The sequence below is a fragment of the Psychrobacter okhotskensis genome, from assembly GCF_013248965.1.
GTDB classification, from domain to species: domain Bacteria; phylum Pseudomonadota; class Gammaproteobacteria; order Pseudomonadales; family Moraxellaceae; genus Psychrobacter; species Psychrobacter okhotskensis.
In genome coordinates this window covers 21,021-42,486 of record NZ_JABRVQ010000013.1, presented here as the reverse complement: position 1 = coordinate 42,486, position 21,466 = coordinate 21,021, and the positions used below count along the sequence as shown (strand labels likewise).

20 protein-coding genes are annotated in these 21,466 nt (G+C 43.5%); 10 read left to right on the top strand and 10 right to left on the bottom strand.

Going from position 1 to position 21,466, the window contains the following annotated elements; translation table 11 throughout:
* Window positions 1–103: 103 nt before the first annotated feature.
* A complete protein-coding gene (locus HQR03_RS07970; protein WP_051395104.1) occupies window positions 104–748 on the top strand; it encodes an HD domain-containing protein in 645 nt (214 codons plus the stop codon).
* 187 nt (window positions 749–935) lie between these two features.
* Window positions 936–1,541 carry a DUF1287 domain-containing protein gene (locus HQR03_RS07965; RefSeq protein WP_173239805.1) on the top strand — a complete coding sequence of 202 codons (606 nt, stop codon included), beginning with the start codon at window positions 936–938 and terminating at the stop codon, window positions 1,539–1,541.
* 147 nt (window positions 1,542–1,688) lie between these two features.
* Here the strand turns inward: HQR03_RS07965 and asd are convergent, their stop codons facing one another.
* Window positions 1,689–2,531 carry an archaetidylserine decarboxylase gene (asd, locus tag HQR03_RS07960; RefSeq protein WP_173239804.1) on the bottom strand — a complete coding sequence of 281 codons (843 nt, stop codon included), beginning with the start codon at window positions 2,529–2,531 and terminating at the stop codon, window positions 1,689–1,691.
* A 128-nt stretch (window positions 2,532–2,659) separates the two neighbouring features.
* On the opposite strand from asd, the gene dtd reads away from it, so the two are divergent.
* From dtd to phoR, 3 genes are all read left to right on the top strand, one after another.
* A complete protein-coding gene (gene dtd / locus HQR03_RS07955) occupies window positions 2,660–3,112 on the top strand; it encodes a D-aminoacyl-tRNA deacylase (RefSeq protein WP_173239803.1) in 453 nt (150 codons plus the stop codon).
* A 283-nt stretch (window positions 3,113–3,395) separates the two neighbouring features.
* Complete coding sequence (gene phoB, locus HQR03_RS07950; protein WP_173239802.1) at window positions 3,396–4,100, top strand: phosphate regulon transcriptional regulator PhoB; 705 nt, start codon at window positions 3,396–3,398, stop codon at window positions 4,098–4,100.
* Between the two features lie 63 nt (window positions 4,101–4,163).
* Entirely contained in the window at window positions 4,164–5,273 is a 1,110-nt protein-coding gene (phoR, locus tag HQR03_RS07945; protein WP_227687606.1) for a phosphate regulon sensor histidine kinase PhoR, read from the top strand.
* Here the strand turns inward: phoR and HQR03_RS07940 are convergent.
* The gene (locus tag HQR03_RS07940; protein ID WP_173239801.1) at window positions 5,270–5,860 is read right to left on the bottom strand and encodes a M23 family metallopeptidase; all 591 of its coding nucleotides are present in this window, start codon (window positions 5,858–5,860) and stop codon (window positions 5,270–5,272) included. The two genes, phoR and HQR03_RS07940, sit on opposite strands and share 4 nt — an antisense overlap.
* 220 nt (window positions 5,861–6,080) lie before the next feature.
* On the opposite strand from HQR03_RS07940, the gene HQR03_RS07935 reads away from it, so the two are divergent.
* Complete coding sequence (locus HQR03_RS07935; RefSeq protein ID WP_173239800.1) at window positions 6,081–6,803, top strand: putative quorum-sensing-regulated virulence factor; 723 nt, start codon at window positions 6,081–6,083, stop codon at window positions 6,801–6,803.
* Window positions 6,804–6,873: 70 nt separating this feature from the next.
* On the opposite strand, the gene HQR03_RS07930 is transcribed toward HQR03_RS07935, so the two are convergent.
* Window positions 6,874–7,827: an alpha/beta hydrolase family protein gene (locus tag HQR03_RS07930; protein WP_244952005.1), complete on the bottom strand. Its 954-nt coding sequence runs from the start codon at window positions 7,825–7,827 to the stop codon at window positions 6,874–6,876.
* Window positions 7,828–8,328: 501 nt separating this feature from the next.
* Between HQR03_RS07930 and HQR03_RS07925 the strand changes: the two genes are divergently transcribed.
* Window positions 8,329–9,006, top strand: a complete 678-nt coding sequence (locus tag HQR03_RS07925) for an LOG family protein (protein ID WP_025652510.1) — start codon at window positions 8,329–8,331, stop codon at window positions 9,004–9,006.
* A 231-nt stretch (window positions 9,007–9,237) separates the two neighbouring features.
* On the opposite strand, the gene HQR03_RS07920 is transcribed toward HQR03_RS07925, so the two are convergent.
* Complete coding sequence (locus HQR03_RS07920) at window positions 9,238–10,878, bottom strand: FAD-dependent oxidoreductase (RefSeq protein ID WP_244952004.1); 1,641 nt, start codon at window positions 10,876–10,878, stop codon at window positions 9,238–9,240.
* Window positions 10,879–11,587: 709 nt separating this feature from the next.
* Between HQR03_RS07920 and HQR03_RS07915 the strand changes: the two genes are divergently transcribed.
* Window positions 11,588–12,022: a COG4315 family predicted lipoprotein gene (locus HQR03_RS07915; protein WP_010200644.1), complete on the top strand. Its 435-nt coding sequence runs from the start codon at window positions 11,588–11,590 to the stop codon at window positions 12,020–12,022.
* A 172-nt stretch (window positions 12,023–12,194) separates the two neighbouring features.
* Here HQR03_RS07915 and HQR03_RS07910 read toward each other — a convergent pair whose 3' ends face one another.
* Together HQR03_RS07910 and HQR03_RS07905 are read right to left on the bottom strand one after the other, a co-directional pair.
* On the bottom strand, window positions 12,195–13,331 hold the full coding sequence (locus HQR03_RS07910; protein ID WP_173239799.1) for a GNAT family N-acetyltransferase: 1,137 nt from the start codon (window positions 13,329–13,331) through the stop codon (window positions 12,195–12,197).
* A 389-nt stretch (window positions 13,332–13,720) separates the two neighbouring features.
* Complete coding sequence (locus HQR03_RS07905) at window positions 13,721–14,326, bottom strand: YceI family protein (protein ID WP_173239798.1); 606 nt, start codon at window positions 14,324–14,326, stop codon at window positions 13,721–13,723.
* Window positions 14,327–14,812: 486 nt separating this feature from the next.
* Here HQR03_RS07905 and HQR03_RS07900 point away from each other — a divergent pair, with 486 nt between their 5' ends.
* A complete protein-coding gene (locus HQR03_RS07900; protein WP_025652505.1) occupies window positions 14,813–15,112 on the top strand; it encodes a type B 50S ribosomal protein L31 in 300 nt (99 codons plus the stop codon).
* Between the two features lie 72 nt (window positions 15,113–15,184).
* Here the strand turns inward: HQR03_RS07900 and HQR03_RS07895 are convergent, their stop codons facing one another.
* The 4 genes from HQR03_RS07895 to HQR03_RS07880 form a co-directional block, all read right to left on the bottom strand.
* On the bottom strand, window positions 15,185–16,126 hold the full coding sequence (locus tag HQR03_RS07895; RefSeq protein ID WP_173239797.1) for an SGNH/GDSL hydrolase family protein: 942 nt from the start codon (window positions 16,124–16,126) through the stop codon (window positions 15,185–15,187).
* Complete coding sequence (locus tag HQR03_RS07890; protein ID WP_173239796.1) at window positions 16,120–17,517, bottom strand: nicotinate phosphoribosyltransferase; 1,398 nt, start codon at window positions 17,515–17,517, stop codon at window positions 16,120–16,122. Before HQR03_RS07890 ends, HQR03_RS07895 begins: the two co-directional genes overlap by 7 nt.
* Before the next feature lie 299 nt (window positions 17,518–17,816).
* Window positions 17,817–18,884, bottom strand: a complete 1,068-nt coding sequence (locus tag HQR03_RS07885; RefSeq protein ID WP_173239795.1) for a bifunctional nicotinamide-nucleotide adenylyltransferase/Nudix hydroxylase — start codon at window positions 18,882–18,884, stop codon at window positions 17,817–17,819.
* A 112-nt stretch (window positions 18,885–18,996) separates the two neighbouring features.
* On the bottom strand, window positions 18,997–19,998 hold the full coding sequence (locus HQR03_RS07880) for an alpha/beta fold hydrolase (protein WP_173239794.1): 1,002 nt from the start codon (window positions 19,996–19,998) through the stop codon (window positions 18,997–18,999).
* 650 nt (window positions 19,999–20,648) lie between these two features.
* Between HQR03_RS07880 and nfuA the strand changes: the two genes are divergently transcribed.
* On the top strand, window positions 20,649–21,329 hold the full coding sequence (gene nfuA, locus HQR03_RS07875; protein WP_173239793.1) for a Fe-S biogenesis protein NfuA: 681 nt from the start codon (window positions 20,649–20,651) through the stop codon (window positions 21,327–21,329).
* Window positions 21,330–21,466: the final 137 nt, after the last annotated feature.

The following is a 21,466-nucleotide window of genomic DNA, read 5'->3' as shown; positions in this document are numbered from 1 at the left end:
TGGTTAGCAGTACGCGCAAAATGTCGACTACAATAATTACTTTTGCGTAAAGATTAGATTCGGATACAGCGTTAACCATTCACCGTTTAAATGAGAGAAAGCCATGTCAGAAAACGCCATATTATCAACCAAGCAGACCCCAGTACCCAACCCGAAGATTCCCTCCAACATCGGTATTGATGACGTGACCCATTTTTTATTAGAGCTTGATGCGCTTAAACGTGTTAATCGGCGCAGCTATGTGACGGGTACGACCCGTTTAGAAAACTCTGCCGAGCATTCTTGGCATTTGGCGATGGCGTGTTGGTCAATCGCTGATTTGTTTGAGCTGGATGTCAATCATGAGAAATTGCTCAAGATGGCACTAATACATGATTTAGGCGAGATTGATGCCGGCGATACTTTTTTATACGCCGATACGCGAGTTGATGCGCATGTTGAAGAACGTGCGGGAATTGTTAGATTGCAAAATGAGCGTGGAAATGGGATTGCTGATTTAAGTGAGATTTGGGAAGAGCAGGAAACAGGTGATAGTAAAGAAACCCAACTGCTAAGAGTAGTTGATCGCTTGTTACCATTTTTGCTTAATATAAATACCAATGGAAAAACTTGGATTGATGCTAACGTTACACGCTCGCAAGTTGCTGGCGCGCATGGCTTTATTAAAGACAGCTTTCCGAGTATCCATGATTGGATAGCAAAACAGATTGAATATGCGACTAAGCAAGGATGGCTGATTGATAAGTAAATTGATAGCAGATTTGACAGCTAGCCTTTTTATTTAATAGCCTTTTTATTTAATAGTGTGGTCATTTAATAGCTTTGTCATTCAATAGTATTGTCATTTAACAGCGTCACCTTGTTACTGACTCACCATGGTTGACGCTGTCTAAAACCTTTATATTGAATAGTATCAATAATAACAGAGAGGCTACATGCGCTTATTTAAAAACTATAAAACATTGTGTAAATCTCTAGCCTTTGTCAGCATGCTGGGACTAGCGCAAATGGCGCAAGCGCTTGCTCCTATCAGTGATGGTGATAAATTGGCGCACGATGCCAAAAAACAGATCGGTGTTACGGTGAGTTATGATCCTACTTATCGTAAATTGGAGTTTCCGCGTGGCGATGTAGCAATAGAGACCGGTGTCTGTACCGATGTGATTGTCCGTGCTTATCGTTTGCAAAATGTGGATTTGCAGCAGTTGGTCAATCATGATATGAAAGGAAATTGGTCCGCCTATCCAAAGACTTGGGGCTTGAAGTCAACGGACAAAAATATCGATCATCGACGTGTGCCCAATCTTGAAACGTTTTTTGCGCGTCATGGAAAAATGTTATCTACGACTGATAAAGACAGCTTTAAAGCCGGAGATATTGTAACGTGGCGCTTGCCAAACGGCGGTTTGCCGCATATAGGTATCGTCTCAGACAAAGCAGCTGCTGATGGTGCGCCGCTGATTATTCATAATATTGGCCGTGGTACGCAAGAAGAAAACATCCTTTATGCTTATCCTATACACAAACACTTTCGATATTGATAAAGGCCTTTGCACAGGGTAGCCCAAAGTAGTAAAAATAGGCAATACAAAATAGAAGTAGTACAAACTAACAGCCATTAAAAAGCCCAGTTAAACGTCATCATCTACGTTTAACTGGGCTTTTTAGTACTATGATTTTCTTAAAAACTAAGCTTGCTGAGTTTTTGCCTCACCCAATAGCTGTCCCATTTTTACCACGCTATTGGCTTTCATGCTGTCCTGCCAATCCGCTTTTGCGGCTTTTGGTAAGACGACAATCGCCGTTGAACCTAAATAAAAGCGTCCAAGCTCATCGCCTTTCTCAAAGCTCATGTCGTGATCTGCTTCTTGGATGTCCTCAGTGCGGCTGATCTTTCCGGTAGCGACGGTTTCGATACCAGCGACAATCATAGCGCCAACCATTACCACGGCAGCTTTGCCATATTTTGTATCAAATAAACAGACCAAACGCTCATTACGGGCAAATAAATCAGGCACGTTAGCGGCTGTGGTATTATTGACCGAAAACAGCGTACCTGGTACATAGCGGGTCTTGGTCAAGGTACCATCAAAAGGCATATGAACGCGGTGATAATTGCTGGGCGCTAGATACACGGTCGCAAAGCTACCATCAGCGAAATAGCTGCCATCTTCGCTATTGGCCAGTAATTGACCAACGTCATAATGACGACCTTTGGCTTGCAGCAATTTATGGTCTTCAATCTGTCCTAGCTGCGAGATGATACCATCGGCAGGACTGACAATACCGTTTACGCTGCTATCGATGATACGGGCGTTTTCTTTGAGCTCACGGGTAAAGAAGTCATTAAAACTCTCATAAGCATTAAAGCTCTGACGCTCATACTCACCTAAGCTGACGCCGTAAGCCTTGGCAAAACTACGAATAAAGGCACGTTTGACATACGGATGACGGCTGGCGGCTAGACGCCCAGCGACTTTACTCAGCTGCTGCTGCGGGACAAATTGTTGAAGGGTAGTAAATAAATTCATAATCGGGCTACCAAGATAGGGTTTGATGTAATAATTAATAAGCAAATCAATGGCGGTATTTTATCATGGACAGCAGAGTATTGTATGACCATAATCTGTCAGACATTTATAAATAAAAAAGGCTCTAAATGAAAGCGCTTATACAACGGGTTCACTGTGCCAGTGTCAGCGTCGATGCACAAAATATCGGTGCCATCGAGCATGGGGTGTTGGCGTATATTGGCTTGGGGCACGATGATAGCCTGCAAACTGCCCAGCGTATGATCGATAAAATCTTGACCTATCGCATATTCGAAAATCATGACGATCCTGCCAAGGTCGGTAAACTGGATAAAAATGTGCAACAGGTCGGTGGCGGGCTATTATTGGTGTCGCAATTTACCTTGATGGCAAAAACAGACAAGGGTCGTCGCCCTGATTTTGGTGGCGCGATGGCACCTGATGCTGCTCAAATGTTGTTTGATCAACTGGTTGATTATGCTAAAACTCAGCATCACAATGTTGCCACTGGTCAATTTGGTGCTGATATGCAAGTGGCAAGCGTCAATGATGGGCCACTAAACTTTTTATTAGAAGTCTAAAAAGCCGTTGTCATGAAGCTGTCATAATTAACCCGTCTAATAAGTAGAAACTGGTGACTGTGTATTGCCTTTTCTGTATCTTAATTTCTTTATGTTAATTTTCCTAATTTGAGTTTTGGTGCGCTAAATTTTTGAATCTTAAAATCTAATATAGTTGATCCAATTTAAAAGTAGTACAAGGCAACCGAGTATAGAGGTATATTTAATACGTCAAGCGAGGTTAACGCAGTAATATTTTTATAGTAGAGTGACTATATGCTTAATCTAATAACAAGGCTGCCGTATGTATAATGAGCAAATTTTGATCGTTGAGGATGAGCCTGCGATTCGTGAAATGATTGCGATGACCTTAGAGATGGCTGGCTTTGATAGCCTGCACGCTGCGGACGTAGCAGAGGCGCATCAGCAAGTGGTTGATCACCGTCCGGCGCTGATACTATTAGATTGGATGCTGAACGGTGAAAAAAGCGGCATTGATTTTTGCCGGATGCTCAAAAACGACGATTCGCTCGCCGAGATACCGGTCATTATGCTGACTGCCAAAAGTGAAGAAGACAGTAAGGTTCATGGGCTCGATGCTGGGGCTGATGACTATATGACCAAGCCTTTTTCAACACGTGAGCTAATCTCAAGAATCAAGGCGGTGCTACGTCGTAGTAGTGCACTCAGCGCTGATAAGCCTATCGAAATCGGCAAGCTTAGCTTAGATCCTAAAAGCCAGCGCGTGACGGCAGCGGGTCAGCTCATCGATATCGGTCCGACAGAGTATCGATTGTTGGCATTTTTTATGAGTCATCCAGAGCGTGCTTATACGCGGACACAGCTGCTAGATCAGGTTTGGGGCGGCAATGTCTATATTGAAGACCGGACGATTGATGTACATATTCGGCGCTTACGTAAATTACTGCAGCCTTATGATTGTGCTACGCTGATACAAACGGTACGCGGTACTGGGTATCGGTTTTCTAGCTTGATTGAATCCATTTAATCAGCCGCAGAAAATGTCTTGGTAAGCGTAAAGAAACACAGTATCTAGTGGTAGGGATGATAAATGACGATGACAACACCGATAATGCCTATGATGCCGATAGAAAATGAGCAACAGGGTGAGCAAGCGCAAGTTGCCCAGCACAATACAACGGATCAACTTAAAAAAATCCGCAGCGCCTTACGAGCGTTACGGGATGCGGTTATTTTGCTCAATGATGAAGATGGTTTGGAATGGTGGAATCAGGCAGCGGAAGACTTGTTGTTATTGCAGGCAACTGATAAAGGTCAGAGTATTTTTGACTTTATCACCATACCAGAATTTCGCCAGTACTATCAGGCTATCACCCCACCGAGCGATGGTGTGCACATGGTGTCATGGCGAGACCCTAAACGTTATCTAAAGTGTGAGCTTACGCCTTTCGATGATGAAAAATTACTGATCATTTATGATGTGACCCGCTTGCAGCATTTGGAGGAAATGCGTCGTGATTTTGTCGCCAATGTCTCGCATGAGCTGCGCACGCCATTGACTGTGTTGATGGGATATTTAGAAAATTTCTCCGAGCAGGAAGATATGCCACCGCAGTGGCGACGTGGCTTTGAGCTAATGACTCAGCAGACTGCCCGTATGAATCGGATTGTAAATGACTTACTGCTGTTGTCTCGTATCGAAATCGAAGAGACGCACGAGCTTAATGACATTGATATGACCAAGTTACTGACGCATATCTATGATGATGCGCAAGCGTATAACCAAGAATATAATCATACTATTCATTTGCAGATAGACACTTACGATGGGTTATACGGATCAGAGATGTACTTAACGAGTGCCTTATCCAATTTGGTCATTAATGCCATCAAATACACGCCAAAGGGTGGCAATATAGCTATCAGCTGGACAAAAACAGCGGAAGGCTGCCGCTTTGCTGTTGAAGATGATGGTCTCGGTATTGCGCCCCAACATATCGAGCGCTTGACGGAACGCTTTTATCGCATCGATAGTGGACGTAGCCGTGCTAGCGGTGGTACGGGCTTAGGCTTGGCTATTGTGAAGCACGTTTTATATCAACATGAGGCGCAATTAACGATAGAGTCGGTAGAAGGCAAAGGCTCGACCTTTAGTGCAGTATTTCCAGCCGCGTATGTGCGTTCTGCCCATACCTCCTAATTTTTTTGTAGAAGTGGGTAGGGGTTAACCGCGCTGCCATTGATATAAATACCATAATGCACGTGGGTCGGCGTGCCTTTGGCATTACCGCTGTCGCCAACATAGCCAACGATATCGCCAGCATTGACCCAGTCATTGGGCGCGATGTCGGCATAATCTTCTAGATGAGCGTAATAATGTCCTGCGCCGCCCGGTCCAACCACCACCACCACGCGTCCCCCCAACGCATTGTCGCCGACTTTGCGGACGATGCCCTGCGTGGTCGATTGTATTGGTGTGCCCCGAGGTGCAAAAATATCAATGCCTTCATGAGAGCGCCCTTGGCTACGCGCAGCGCCCCAAGTATCGGTTAGATGCTGCTCTGGTAGTGGACTGGGTAGGCTGTTTTCTATGGGTAACGCTTGTTGTAATAAACTCAGTTGCTGCCATTTTGCTACGACAAAAGACTGAGTCTGTTGGCTAATGCTGGGTAATAATTTATCGAATACAAATAACAGCGCTAGCAAGACACTTGCTTTAATCAGTACGCTTAATACACGACTGAAAAAAGAGGGGTTGGGCTTTTGGTTGCTTCCATTTGCTTGCATCGATATCTCTTAGTTTTTTGCCTCAATTCTCATTGATATTATAAAGACTGTATTCTTTACTCTTTGTATAGCATTGTTATAGCTAGTTGTTATCTTTACCTTTTAGCCCCATAAATGAGAGGGTGATAGATAAAATCTCATCCAATAAAATTTTTTACGATTTTTTTCAAATGATAAAAACTGGCTGCTATTTTTAGCCAACGTCTATGGTTAAGTTTTTATGACTGACGCTTTTAATTCTGCGGACATTTCTACCACGGCTGATACAGCGCTGGTTATCGATACCGAAACCGATCAAGGCCGTGATCCACGACCGATTCAAGTGGCGACGATTAATGTGGCTAGCGGATTTGAGTGGATGAAATATTTCAACAGTGGTCGCTCGATATCCCCAATCGTCATCAGGGTGCATGGTATTACGGATGACGACGTGGCTGGGCTTGAGCGTTTTGATTTGGCGCAATTTGAATTGCCCAAGTACTTAATTGGTCATAACGTACGTTTTGATTGGCGGGTGATTGGTAGTCCCTCTGCCAAGCTAATTTGTACCGTGAGGCTGGCGCGCGTGGCTTTCCCAGAATGGAGCGGCTACAGTCAATCTAAGTGTATCGAGCAATTATTGGGCAAGTCTGAGGCGAGAAAAATGACGATAGCGGCTCATGATGCGCTAGGTGATGCCCGTATGTGCTACTTGCTCTATCAAGCCTGCTGTGAGCGTTTGGAGGTTGCGCCGACTGATTTTGCTGCTACCCATGCTATCGCTAACAAAGCCAATCCCGTGAGCAAAATGCCCTTTGGTAAGCATAAAGGTAAGCTGATTAAAGACGTGCCCATCAACTATGTGAAATGGATGCTCGGTAACATCCATAACATGCAGCCGTCGCTTTATTCAGCATTGACGAAGCGTATCAAGGCAGCAGACGTAGAAAATGCACAAGAGTAAAGCGCGTTATCAGCCGTTCTATTTTTATTCATGCTCGAAGCCGTAGTTTTCAAAGCTATAATTTCTGGAGCTATTGCTGCTGATTTAACCAATCTACTGCCATTTGCCATAACTCAGGTGCCTTGGCATTGGTTCGACTACTAAAATAGCGCATATGACCAATGCTGCTCAGACCGAAGTCTTTTGGCTTAAAAAAGCGTTTTTCGACCGGCATCTTTGTATAGACGCGAATCATGTCGTCGATGTTTTTACTATTGGCAATTTCGTCATCGCTAAAGCCTAACCACAGCGCTGGCATGCGAATGTCATCATAAAAATGCGTATGAATGCTTTTGCCAAAAGCGGTTTTGATATAACCTGAGCCATTACACCATTCGCGCCACTGACGAGCCACACCGCGCGGTAGCGGTTCGCCCATGCCGATTTTATCTGATGGGGTATAGCCCAGCGCAAAGTTCGTAACAGGAATAAATGCATCCATAAAACCCATCGCCTTGAGTTTATAAGGCATGTCCATGTTTTTGATACAACCTGACGAGCAAGCGACATTGAACACCGAGGCGATAGCATCATAATTGCGCATCAGACCAATCAGCTGACCGCCTGCACTATGACCGACGAGATGGTAAGAAGCATCGGGAAATTCATCTTGTAAGGCATCGAGGACGGCTGGCATGTCATGACGACCCCAACTTATCAGTGAGGCATCACATTTGGCCAAATCGGTTGCTAGTGACTCGCCGATACCTTCGTTGTCAAAGGTCAGGACACCGAAGCCCTGCGCTGCTAAATGGCTCGCAAAGTTGTGATAAAACTGACGCTTGATACCGGTAGCGGGCGCTATCATGACAGCGGCTTTGACCGTCTCTGTAGGGCGATAAATTGTTGCGGCCAACGCCTGATTGCGCTCAGTCATAATACTTAATGAATAGCTGCCATTATCAGCGTTGCTTTCATGGTCATTAGTCGCGTCGATCGTGTCGCCTTGTAGTGCTACAGAAGATGGCGCATGGTTATTATGCATAAAAATACCTTGATGAGTTTCGTCGTTTTTATTAAAGAATAATGAATGTGGATCTGCAACGTTTTATAGCAAGTCAGTGCTAAAAAATGTAGTCATTGCGTAGTGATAAATCGTTGCTACCGTGTGATAGCATGGCTTATGTTAAGATAAAGGCTAGCAAATAGCAGCATAATGAGCGTTGTTTTATCTCTCTCATGAGTCACCGGATTTATGCTATTTTTACTGGCTGTTTATAAAAAACCAAATATAAACAATAGTTATGAATTCGACTGATGTTCATTATGCGTAATTAATAGACTGCTGACAACACCTTAGACCTTATCAGAACGCCTCATCACAAGCTTTTATCTGAAAAGCATGAAAAAAGTAAAAGATGACAGCACCGCAGAATACAGCGAGTTAACGTTAGTGATAAGCGTCATATTGTGTCATTCTAACAAGCAATAAAACCTTTTACCGAACCATTTAATACAATAATCCAAGCAAACTTAGGAGCGTTATATGCAAATGAAAATTAATAATGATACTTATGAAGTGATTACCAGCCAAGACATTACGAATATCGAAAAAGCGGTGGATAAATCAACCCTAGCGATGCCATTGGTGGCTGTTTATTGTGGATCACGGTTGGGTAATAGTGAGGTTTATGAGCAGGCAGCGCGTGAGCTTGGTCGTGCTCTAGCCGATAATGGCATGGGCTTGGTTTATGGCGGTGCCAGCATTGGTCTGATGGGCGCGGTCGCCGATGAAGTGATTAAAGGCGGCGCACAAGCCGTTGGGGTGATTCCTACCTTTATGCTTAAGCACGAAATCGCCCATGAGGGTCTTACGCGTCTGCATCTGACCGATACCATGCATACGCGTAAGACAGTCATGGCGGAGTACGCCGATGCGTTTATTACCTTACCCGGTGGCCTTGGTACGCTCGAAGAGATTATGGAAATCGCCACATGGCGTCAGTTGTATCAACATGAAAAGCCCATGATTATTCTGAATATCAATGGTTTTTATGATCGGATGATTGAGCACCTAAAATATACTACAGAACAAGGCTTTATGAAGCAGCAAGATCTAGAGCGTTTGGTGGTTTGTAATACCATCGGTGAAGCGATTGAGTTGCTGCAGACAGTTGTAACGATAGATGATGCAGTTGATACTGAAAAAATGGCAGGTAATTAAAGACCGGCGCTGTATATTCCTTTAACATGGCTAATTAATACCTATAAAGGTGTTGATCAAATATACCTCTGTTAGAATATGAAACGTTAAATTGTGTCATTTTATATAAGAAAAAAGGAGGGCGTTGCTAGTAATTAGCAACGCCCTCCCTTTTTCTTAATAATTTTTAACGTTGTTTTTGCCAAATTTAACACCTCGTTAAAACAGCTAGTCAACTGCAAATACAAATATCTAAGGCTGAACTGGCGTCAAACTCTCTAACGCAATCTCACGAATGCTATGATTAACATCTGCCATCGCCGCTGGGAAGCCACGGTCTTCAGCCAAGCCGCGTGCTACTTTATCAATCGTTAAGCTGTCGTTGTTGGCTAGATAGGCCCAGTCGTGCGCATAGCGGCTACGATTGGCCGCTGTGTCGTTGTCTATTAAACCAAGATCGGTCAGCTCGTCGACGATTTGATCGGCAGCAATCAAGGTGGACGATGCTTTGACATTCTCTGCGCGGGCGTAGCGTATATTTGAGTATAAGCTCACATCTGCCACCCGTAGTGTATCGTCCTGACCAGGAATTTGCTGCCCACCATATAAGGCATTACCGATGGTGCGCGCGCTATTGAAGGTCGGCACAAACTCTGCTACGTATTCAATTGCTTGCTGACTGCGCGCTTGCAATGGTGCTTTGTCCCAGCCATCTTCGATATAATGTACATATTGCTGCGGCAACTTAGGCTGCGCGCTGCCTTTATTAGAGGCCACCAATCCATCATTGAACAGGGTAATGGCTTTACTCATGCCATGGATTTGGAAGTAACCACCTGGATAAGGTGTTAGCTGTGCCATACCTTCTGGCGTACCGCGACTGCCGTACACGATGATTTCGGGTATCTGTCCGCCAGCGTCACCCCAGTGTGTGATATAAGAAGATTTGAACTCAACCATACGCTCGACTTTGACGCCCACCATATCGTCGATGACACCGGTGCGAAAGCCGCAAGCATTGACTAGGTAATCGATTTCGATAGACTCAGGTTGAGACTCACCAGCTTGCTGATAATCGACGCGCCATTTTGTGACATGGTGATCAGCGTTGGTACAGTTCTCACAGTCGACAGGCATGACTTGCTTGATTTGCGTATTGGTAAAGACGTGCGCGTGCTCATAGCCTTCTAATGCAAGGTGCGCAGAAGCGGCTAAACGAAAAATATTCCAGCCATATTCTTGTACGACAATGAGCGGAAACTTTACTTTATTCAAGTCCAAATACTTAGCAACCGGTATCATCCATTCGTCAACCGTGCTCGGTATCGCAACTTGCTCACGTTCAGACAGCGCAATCAGTTGCTCATGACTATAGAGCTGATAATAGTTTTCCGGTTCGCCCAATACTTTGTTATTGCTGTCTTGTGCGATGAGCTCACGATATGCGTCCGTCAAAATATCGAGACGCGGTAGCAAATCTTCAGGCAAGCCTTCATCACGCGTCGGTACCGCGAACACCGTTGGACGTACGTCGATGGTATAAGGATAAAGGCGCAAGATATCGATACACTGCTTAAGCAGGGCAACGCAATCCTCGTCAGGAATTTCACGATATAGATTACCACCCGCGTGCAAATGGCACATGGGTGGACCATCGATCAGTGATTTTTTCTTCTCAAATACGTAGGTCTCAAGCCCTAGAGCTGCTAAGCGAATGGCAATCGTTGCGCCTGCAGTACCGCCACCCAAGATGCCGACACGTTTGGTAGATGGGTGGTTCTTTATTGCCACCGCTGTTGTATCAAGTTTAGTAGCTGGAGACTTAATCTCTTTGAGATCAGTCTCTTGAGCACCAGTATCTTTAGAGGGATTTTTACTTAAATTATTGGTCATTGTCGTGGTTATATCCTTAATAGCATCAGCATCGGGACATGCTCCGCTTATTCATATAATTGTCTGGGCATATAAGTTTCTGATTATGTCAGTGTCTTGGATCGTGCTATAGCTATTGATATGCGTGCGGAGGTGGTCAAGTTCAACATTTATATGGAACCGCCATAGTCATACTTTCAATGGCTTGGTTCTTGTTATCGGCTATTTGTTATCGATAGCGCTATTTTACGAAAGCATACTAGGAATATGACGGCAAATACGTAAGTAGATACATTAGTTTTGTCAACGAACTGCCATGAATTCTCTTAGCTATAAAAGTTAGAAGTAGAAATAAGACGCCTAGCATTATTTAAGTACGATCAACCCTTACTTAAGCATAATTAATTCTTTAAGCGTCTGCAAACACGTGCTGCCTTCGTTCATAAAATTAACCCTATAGTTTACTAATTTGTAATATTCGCGAGTTTTTGTAAGTTTATATGCCGACAAAAACGACCGTTTTAGGGCATATGCTATAGTAAAATTACTTGAAATCAGCTGTGAGAGTAAAGTGTATGAAAATAAAGCAGTTGGCTGAGCGTATGACTGAACTATCGCACAAATCAGCAGATTGCAATATTGATAATTAATAAACACCATGTTCAATAAAAATTCAATTCGGTAAAAATCCAAATTAATGAGATGTTTTTTTTAATACAAGGAAGTGATTATGAAACGTATTCTAATGTTATCTGCCCTAGCTAGTGTATTGACCGTAACGGGCTGTTCGACGCTAAACAATGTGTTTGGCAACGACGATTCAGGCATGCATGATGTACAAGCGACCATGAGCAACAAAGCACCAGTTGCCAGCATGAATGGGATGCTAGTGGATGCCACCAACAAAATGACGCTATACACCTTTGATAAAGATTCTATGAACAAATCAGAGTGTGGCTCGGCATGTCTACTGGCTTGGCCGGCGTTTATGGCACCGAGTAATGCCCAAGCTTCTGGCCAGTTTGCCGCTTTCCAACGAGAAGATGGTAAGTATCAATGGGCTGTCAACGGCAAGCCTTTGTATTTTTATGCCAACGATACCAAAGTCGGTGATACCGACGGCGACAATAAGCTTGGCGTTTGGCATATCGTTAAAACCAAATAAAATGGTAAAGTGTTAACCTTAAGCCGAACACAAAAAAGCAGCCAATATATAGGCTGCTTTTTTGTGTTCGGCTTGAGCTGATTTCATAACTTCAAATAATGCTCAACAGACTCTAGTTAAATTAAGCCAAAAAGTGGTGTATGAACTTTTTATAAGTTTAGGAGATATCTGCCTAAACTTCTGCTTGAACGATCTCCAAGGCAACTTCCTCTGTTGTTTCTTTTCTATATAAAGGGAAGAAATCTGAGCTTAAGTCACTTTCTGAAAACCAACTATCAGCAACCAGCGCTGCATACTTTACGGGATTGACGATTAGTCTATAGGTTTTAAACAACAACTCTTGCGAGCTAAAGCCTTTTTTATATTCATATAAAGAATCTAGAGCCGCACCAACGCCACCGCCGAGGTGTAGCAATTCATAACGATTTTCTCTACCCCAGTCACGAGCAACATGAGTAATTAACTTTGAAGGCTGCAAGTTAGTATAAGCGTTGAGTGTTCCGCCGAGATGGAATTGCATGATACCTGATTCTTTACAGGTCATATAAATAGAGGAGGCGATTGCTTTGTCTTCTTGATAAGCGGTGATTAATACGATTCTATCTTGAAGGTTCTCAAGCAAGTTGAAGAAATAATCATCGTCAAAAAAGTAGTATTGGCTGGCGTTGACCTGTGCCATGGTTTCTTTATAAATGCTGGAGAACACCATGGCATTTTCTCTGGTCAATTGCTCAATCTTGGTCACGACGTTCATTTTTACCGCTTTTTTGATACCTCTACGGTGTCGATTTTGGGTTTCTCCCCAGTGCTCCTCGGCCGACTTGCTCAAGTCAGACATCAATGTCAGTCCGTGAGTTAGAGCTTTACCAACCGTTGGAATCCATTCTTTATTAATGATGGGATGCAGTCTCATGAATAAGGAGACACAGCCTTTGGCAAAGAGGGCAGCTCTGATTGCTTCCATAATGATGTCTACCTCGGCATCAGTTAAGGACTTGTCCATCAAGGGGCCACCGTAGCCATAAGTAGAAGTGGCATCCCAATATTGAGCATCAGTATATTCGCAATTACTGTTCTCAGAATCAGTATATTCGCAATTGGTATTTTCACGATTAATGTCTCTAATGATAATTGGCAAAAACACTTTTTTATTTTTATAGTGAGCGATGATACCCTGCGGTTTACCCTTGTCTACGATAGCTGAGGCAGCAATCCAGCCAGATAAATGATAGATATCAAAATGATAATCGGCGATGTTTTTGTCCCAGTTTTTATCTATAGTGACAAAGTCGATATTTACTGTATCCATCTTTTTGCTCCCTCAGTGTTATGTTTATATTCGTAAATTCACAATATGAATATAACAATAACTATAAGGGTTAACAAGCCAATAACAATAATTTATTTGATGTGCGAGGGCGTATCCTCAATCTGAACAAAGCTAACTAGAGGGGCTAAAAATGGCTAAATCTTGTAAAACTGGGTCAAATAGCAGATTGATATCCCGCTATTATCTGCGCTACTTTGCTTGTTTGGCAGCAATTGATCTCATTTTTGTTACCATTCTCAAAATGAGGACACGCCTTAGACGTATTTCTACTATTGAGCAGCAGGAAGCTTCAAAATAGCCAAAAAAAAGCAGCCATCATATGGGCTGCTTTTTTAGATAAATACTTTTAAAACTATTTAAGCATTACTTTATTTTGCTGTTTTCTCTACTAGCTCACCATCGATTTGGATAGGAACGTCGGTAGTAATACCAGCTGCATAAGCCGTCATGCCGTAAGCAGCGCGATCGATATTACCAGTTGCGCGAAAACCAATAACGGGCTCTTTAGTAAGAGGGCTATTAGCAATTTTGTTCAACGTCACATCTAATGTAAGTGGCTTAGTTTGACCAAGCATGGTGAAATCACCTGTTATTTTTGCTTGTTGTGGATTGATAAAACTGACCTTAGTAGACTTGAACGTCATCGTTGGATATTTGGCCACATTAAAAAACTCATCGGTTTTTAAATGCTTATCACGGGCATCCCAATTGGTATCGATACTATCAGTTGCGATCGTAAAGTTCATATTGGTCTTGTTAGGGGTTTTGATATCGTAATTAACCGTACCTTGTACGTCACCAAAATGACCCATAGTCGTTGAAAACCCTAGGTGATTGACAGAGAACCCAACACGAGTATGTGAGTCATCTAATTGCCATTGGCTAGGTAGTGCCGCGCTCGCCATGGTAGTGATTGCCAGTGCAGAGCTGATGAGTAGGGCTTTAGTAGTGTTTTTTAGAGCAGCGTTTATCATTGCTTATTATCCTTATTTAGTGAGGGTTGATTAAATAGTGATTCAGTTAATAGAGGACCTGTCATAAACCTCGATACTAAAAGATAAGTATTGTTTAAATAATCTACAATTATAATTGGTATTAAGTGGTTTGTCTAATCAAATATTATACTAGCATAAAACAGTTATCTCAAGACCATTGTCGGTTTGCTAACGTTTGATTACCTATGATTATCATAACTGCTGCTTGCATCAAACGGCAAAAACCGTTAAAATCGCGGTTTGATTTTCCCGCTGGGGAAGGCTAAGTGAGCAGAGGTATGGTATTGGGTGCTGGAATAAGCCAGTGATGCAGTTGCCAGCCTTGCAAATGTCCTTAGTGCCTCAGTTACGTATGCACAGTTTTATATATACTTTTTTATGAGAGCTTTTTTGTAAGAATTTCTTTATAAAAATTCGACACATCGTCGAGAAGACTGTAAATACATCGGACATAGAGAGTTTATTATGCGTAAAGATATCCATCCTGATTACCAAGAAGTTTTATTCCACGACACTAACGCTGACGTGTTTTTTTTGACTCGTTCAACCGCTAAAACCAAAGCCACTCGTGAATACGAAGGTAAAGAATATCCATACTACCCACTTGATATTTCAAGTGCGTCGCATCCATTCTATACTGGCGAGCAACGTAAAACTTCTACCGAAGGTCGTGTTGCTAGCTTTAACAAACGCTTTGGCGCGTTTGGTGGCCGTAACAAGAAAGCTGCCGACTCTGCTGAACAAGCTGCTGATTCAGCTGAATAAATTACGCTTATCGCGTCAATTTATTTTGCTAAGCCATAAAAAAACCGCTGAATAATCAGCGGTTTTTTTTGTTTAAATTTCAACGTTAAGTTTTAGGTTATTAAATCTTGAGCTGTCATTTTTCAAGATACCATTTTTCAAGATATCATTTTTTGAGATATCAGGGCTGCTCAATTCGGCAGCTGATGAATTAAGCAGTTTGACAATGAGCTCTGCTAATTGCTGAGCCCAGTAGCCATACATTAAGCTACTAGGGTGAAAGCCATCACTAGCGAACATCACCTTGATATCAATTGGCGTACCATTAGAGTGCTCTTCTATCATCCGTGGAAAATCGGTAGCCATATAAGTGACGCCCTCATTACTCGCACACACTTGCTGTAATGTCTTATCAAGGATTGAGGCTTTGGCACCGACGAAGTTATTCAAAGGGGCCGGTATCGCAGGCATTTGTGCCATGGGCGGTAGACTCAAAAAAATCAATTGCCGTACGCCAAATTTACGCTGAGCGATAGTAATAATGTCTTCGATTTGCTGCTGCCATTTACTCACAGAGACGTTTGAGGTAGTGTCGTTAACGCCAACACTCAGTACCATCACATCGACAGCTTGACTAGGCGTAGGCAGAACATAAAGCCTGCGCAAGATATCGAAGCTGGTATGTCCAGTGGTCGCTTGCAACGACCAAATTAGGCTATCAAACTGGGTATTAATCTCGGATTGCTGCGCTAAGATAGGCATCAAATTACCAACCAGCGCTTCTTGTTGCGTCTGACTACCGACACCCGCTGCTGCTGAATCTCCAACGACCATGATATTTAGTGTTTGCTTGGTCTTATCTTTAGTATTAGCAGTGGCATCAGTCGGTTTGCCTAATTGGATATGTCCGTGTCGCTCTCCATTTGGCTCAGGCAAGCGCACCGTATCACGCTTGACTTTGCGGCCTTGATAAAGATAGACAGGAGCGAGTAGGACGTCTCTTGCGACCGAGGCTATTTTATTGCTATTTACCATCCTGCACGCTCCCGAATCGTAGTGAGGCTGTCGTCTACCAATAATTTGCCATCGATATAAACATCACGTAATAGGTTATCTGCACCAGCGGGTAAGTCATCAGCTTTGATGGTTTTTGGCTTGCCATTAGTGCTTTGTATCAATGCCAAGCGACCTTTTTTTGAGCGTTTCGAGCGGCTAGTGACAGGATCTTTATAGATATCTTTCCATACGCCATCGATAGAGATGGCACTGGCTTTCATCGCCCAGCTCATGGTATCTCGATTGACTTGTTGCAGTAGACCACCGCCCATGCCGAAAGTAATATTGTCAGCACTAAAGCCTGCCTTCATGACTACGTCGATAATTTTGCTCAAGCTTTGCGGGCTGATGCCATCCCCTTGGATGACGCGCACATAATCTGGCAAGACTTTATAGCCTTTGCTATTAATCGTCGTACCAAACTTCACCGCCAAGCGCTCCAAAGCCTCGCGAACCACTTTGGCAGGCTCGCCACTGTCTGGTCTGATGACCAAGGTGCCGCCCATATTTTTCACGTCGTCCTTTAAGGCATCACCCCAGATATTGTCAATGGCATTCCATAAATCATAGCTATCAGAGACCACTGAAAAACTTTTGCCAGCCCCGCCAAACTGCTCAATCATATTGGCAAATGCCGCTGTCTCACCATCACGACCCCACGCAGTCATGGTACTGTGTTCAGCGGCAGGGATAGAAAACGCGGGCATGTCTTTGTCCATTTGATACCAGCGACTGGCAGCCACCAAAGCCGTCATAGAGTCAGTGCCAGCAAAGTTTACCAAATGAGCAAGACTACCAAGCGCGACGGATTCTTGACTAGATGCACCGCGCGAGCCAAAGTCATGCAAGCGAAAGGTCAATGACTCAGTATTGTCCGCTGATTTTTCTAGCGCTTGACGAATGATACCTTTGCAATAGTGTGAGACGCTGGCGACCGTCGACGGATACCAGATAGCACGGAGTAATGCTGTTTCGATATAACTTGGTAGCCAATAGAATTCTGGGTCAGTATTGATAATCTGACAGACCACATTGGAGACGGGCACGATGCTGCCTTCAGGTATGGCTTCGATACGTAGTGGCAAATAGCCGCCATGTTTATCAACTAAGCGTTCCCAACCTGCACGATTAAAGGTCAAGCCATGCGCTTGAATCAGTATTTCGGCTTCATCGATATCTTGGTGGGTAATAGGGGTACTCAGGTATTCTTTGATAAAAGCTTGCAGCCCAAAGAACACCACATCGTAATCGCCTTTACGCGCTTCAATATAGCTGGATAGGTATTCGCTACCTTTTGGATATTGCACCCAATGTGAGGTTTTATAGCTGTCGCTATTTAAGATTAAATTGTTTAAATTGCTGGTATACATCACAGAACTCCTCTGCTTTGAGTGAAATGGACGACTCGCATCACTGTTGAGCCTTAAATGGATTAAAAGTACGTTGTGTACATTAGCATCCATTTATTGCTAAACAGTCTAACGGTTCATCCATTGACAGCATCTAGTAAGGACACCTAAATGCTGCGTAATAACCCGTACCGTCTATCGGTTTGGGCGGTGAAAATATAAGTGGCACTGATAAAACCAAACTTATAAGGTAAATTATATAGAGTGTCATTGATTGAAAGTGGGGCATTAATGCACTAAACAGTCAATGACAAAATGTCTTACAAGCCAACCATTTTGGTGATAATCGCATAATGATCTTCGAACATCATGGTAGCATCGAGCTCAGCAAGAGGAAGCCAAAATGCTTTGGCCGCGTCATCACCGCCTTTTACTTTGGGCAGACCTTTTGGATCGTTTTTTAGCTGAAAGTAAAAGGCTTGAGTAATCGTGCGACCACGCGCTGAGCGGTAAGGGTCGTCAAAGGTATGCTGACTATGACAAGAGCCACGTAATACGGGCTCTGGGACTTTAAGGCGCGTCTCTTCGCGTAGCTCACGGATACAGGCATCAAATAGGGTCTCTTTTGGATTCAAAAAACCACCGGGCAATGCCCACAGCCCGCGCCCTGGCATGCTGCGACGTTCTACCAACAGAATATGACCTGACTGGACGACCAAAGCGTCTGCCGTCATAAAGGTAGGCGGGTAAGGCGCAGACTCCCATTGTCTTTTATACTTATCGACGAAGTCAGCTTCTTCGTGCAACTGTTGATAATCCTCGGTTTTTTTGAAGTCATTTAGGACGTTGCGGGTCGACTCAGGGGTGCGCTCAGGCGTTGGCGTGGCACCCATCAGATAACTATCCCGAATAGGGGTAGCCGATAGATTGTGATAATTGGGCACAGAGACCGACGCCCAGTTGGGGAATAGTGATAAATAATACGATGAGCTGTCTTTTGAATGACCAATGAGACCGATATCAGTCTGCAAGTCGCCAGTGACCGACTTTACACCTGCTTGCACATATTGCAGCCAGCGCGTGTCATTGTAGAGCGCATCATCGAGTCCGACGCAGTGAATACGCGCGGCATCTGCTGCGGAATACGCGCCTTTAATCATCGCGGCGCGTTCAGCAACGCTAAAGGGATTACGTAAGCTACGTGGTAAGTTGGCGGAGCCGATGAGCATGATGACATTGTCGGCACGCTTCAAGGCTTCATCCACAACCGCTTTGTGCCCGCAATGAAACGGCTGAAAGCGGCCAATAAACACCAAATAACGATAGTGTTTTTTTCCCTGCTTATCTGGGTTTTGTATCTCTAGATTTTTCTCTGATAATCCACTCATAGACGCCACTTTCCTACGACTTATTTTTTATTGGTTAAAAATTGATGACGCTAATACTGACACAGCCTATGACTTTCTGACAAGTATAAAGATGTGTAGGGGTGTGTCATCGTTACCCTGCATGTTCGTCAATCCACGCTGCCACCGTTGGCCAAATCTCTGTCGCAGCATTGCGACTAATCATAATGCGGCTATGGGTATAATCGTCCAGATCGCCATGGCTGATTGAGTATTCTCGAAAGACGTTATTGGGGTTAGCAAACTTGTCAAAAAATAACTGACAGCCACGGGTTGGTGAAATAAAATGGTCGCCTTTGGCACTGATCGCATAGATAGGTGTGGTAATAGTTGGCATATGCTGACGATAATCGAAGTGGCTGTTATTAGATACAGTATGAGATGTAGTATTTTTAGAGGCGATAGTAGAGGGCGTATTGTCATTAATCGTCGTTGTTTCAAATTTACTTTGTTGTATAAAGCTGCTTTTAAAGTCTTTGTTTAGGTTCCAGTTGTACCACTGGTTCATCGTATAGTAGCTTTCGTTAAAAGGACCCATTTTAAGCTTCTTAGCTGGGATAAAGCCTAGTAGTCTCGTAAATACTTTGGCTGCGAGAATTTTAGTGTAGCTAATCGGGTTCGATACTGCGCCATAAACTTGACAGGCAAACATACTGATGCTGTTGATTTGGTCAATATACTGGGGGTTTTGGATTAAAAACATGGTTAGGCAGGCACCGCCGCCACTGTGGGTGACGCAGTGTAGATTATCCAGTTTTAACTCAGCAAATAAGTAACGAAAGGTGGCCTCAAAATCATAGGTTGCAACGGTTTCGAAGTTGAATTTGTCTGTTGGTATCGAGCTTGCACCATGACCGCGCCATTCCATAATGTAGCAATGATGACCAAGTTGTGCCAGATAGTGGGCGATTCTTAAACAAGTTTGCTTGTCCGAAAAGGTTCCGTGGGTCAATAGAATGTTTTGCGCTTTTACCCTAGGTGCGTCGGTGGTGAGAACATCAGTTTTGCTTTCATCTTTTGTATTATCCACAATCTTCCAGACGGCTATTTGCTCACCATCTTTGGTGCTTACCAGTTTTAGGGTCTCTGTCATCATAAAACGGTCTCGTCTAGATTGTCTTATTATTAGGTAGATGATTAGGGCGCGTCTTCAATTCACTCGATAGTCATCTAAATGGGCTAAAAATGGCTAAATCTTGCCAAACATCGTCAAATAGCTTGTTAATATCCCGATATTATCTACGCTATTTTTCTTGTTTGACGGCAATTTATCTCATTTTTATCGCCATTTTTGAAATGAAGACACGCCTTAGGTCATTTGCTGTATCGTTAATGCGGCAGCAATGCTATCGCTACTATGTTTTTATCCTTGATAATTCATTTGCCAGCCTTAATATAAACAATAGCAGACGCGGTGTGGGTAATTAAATAATTTTGCGTAGCATTATTAGCCGTAGCTATTATCTATATTAATGTCACCTATTTATCTTTTATATGTCACCATTAAAAAAACCAATAGTGGCTATTTATAACGGTCACGCTTTAATTCGCAGTAGCGCAGTCGGAATTATCGCCTGAATGCGCTATAATAGTGATTATAAAATCACCAAACCTTTATCAAGATTGCCGTTAGAGCACTATAATATCAACCGTTATGCTTGATAACTGTTAAACCAAATTGCCCAAATTCACGACACAGCAGCTATGACAGCAGTCGCGTTTGTGTCATAACGCATAGGAAAAATTATGAGTGAGCACAATCAAACCAGCCAAGCAGATCAATCTGCAGACTATGAATCAGCGCTAGATACTGAGCAAGCAGAAACGAAAAGTAATATTACCATTACCGAGTCAGCCCAAGGTTATTTGGCCGATTTACTGTCCAAGCAAGATACCGACGGCATCGGTGTGCGTATCTTCGTCGAGCATCCTGGTACGCCGCGTGCCGAGTGCTGTATGGCTTATAACCAACCGGGCGAAGAAGACAGTGCTGATCTACGTTTTACCTACGATGATTTCTCTGCCTTTATCGAAGCGTCATCAGTCCCTTATCTCGAAGATGCAGTAATTGACTATAATAAAGACCGTTTCGGTGGTCAGCTGACCTTCCGCGCGCCAAACTCTAAAGTACCGAAAGTCGGTGCCGATGCCAGCGTCGAAGAGCGTATCAACTATGTATTGCAGTCTGAGATTAATCCAGGCTTAGCGGCGCATGGCGGTGACGTACAGTTGCTTGAACTGATTGATGAAGAAGGCGTTGGTCTCACTGCCGTATTGAAATTCGGTGGTGGTTGCCAAGGTTGTTCAGCAGTCGACATGACCTTGCGTCAAGGCGTTGAAGTGCAGCTTAAGCAGCAAATACCAGAGCTGACTCAAGTCATCGATGAGACCGATCATACCCGTACGGAAAACGCTTATTACAAGTAAGCAGTAAGTGTTGATATCAGAAAAATAGCGTGAAATAGGGGTGCTTATGACAGCTTGTCATTAACAAACCTAATATTGGCTATTCTTTTCATAAAGAAGCTGGGTTATGATTAACTCAGCTTTTTTTTATGGCTATC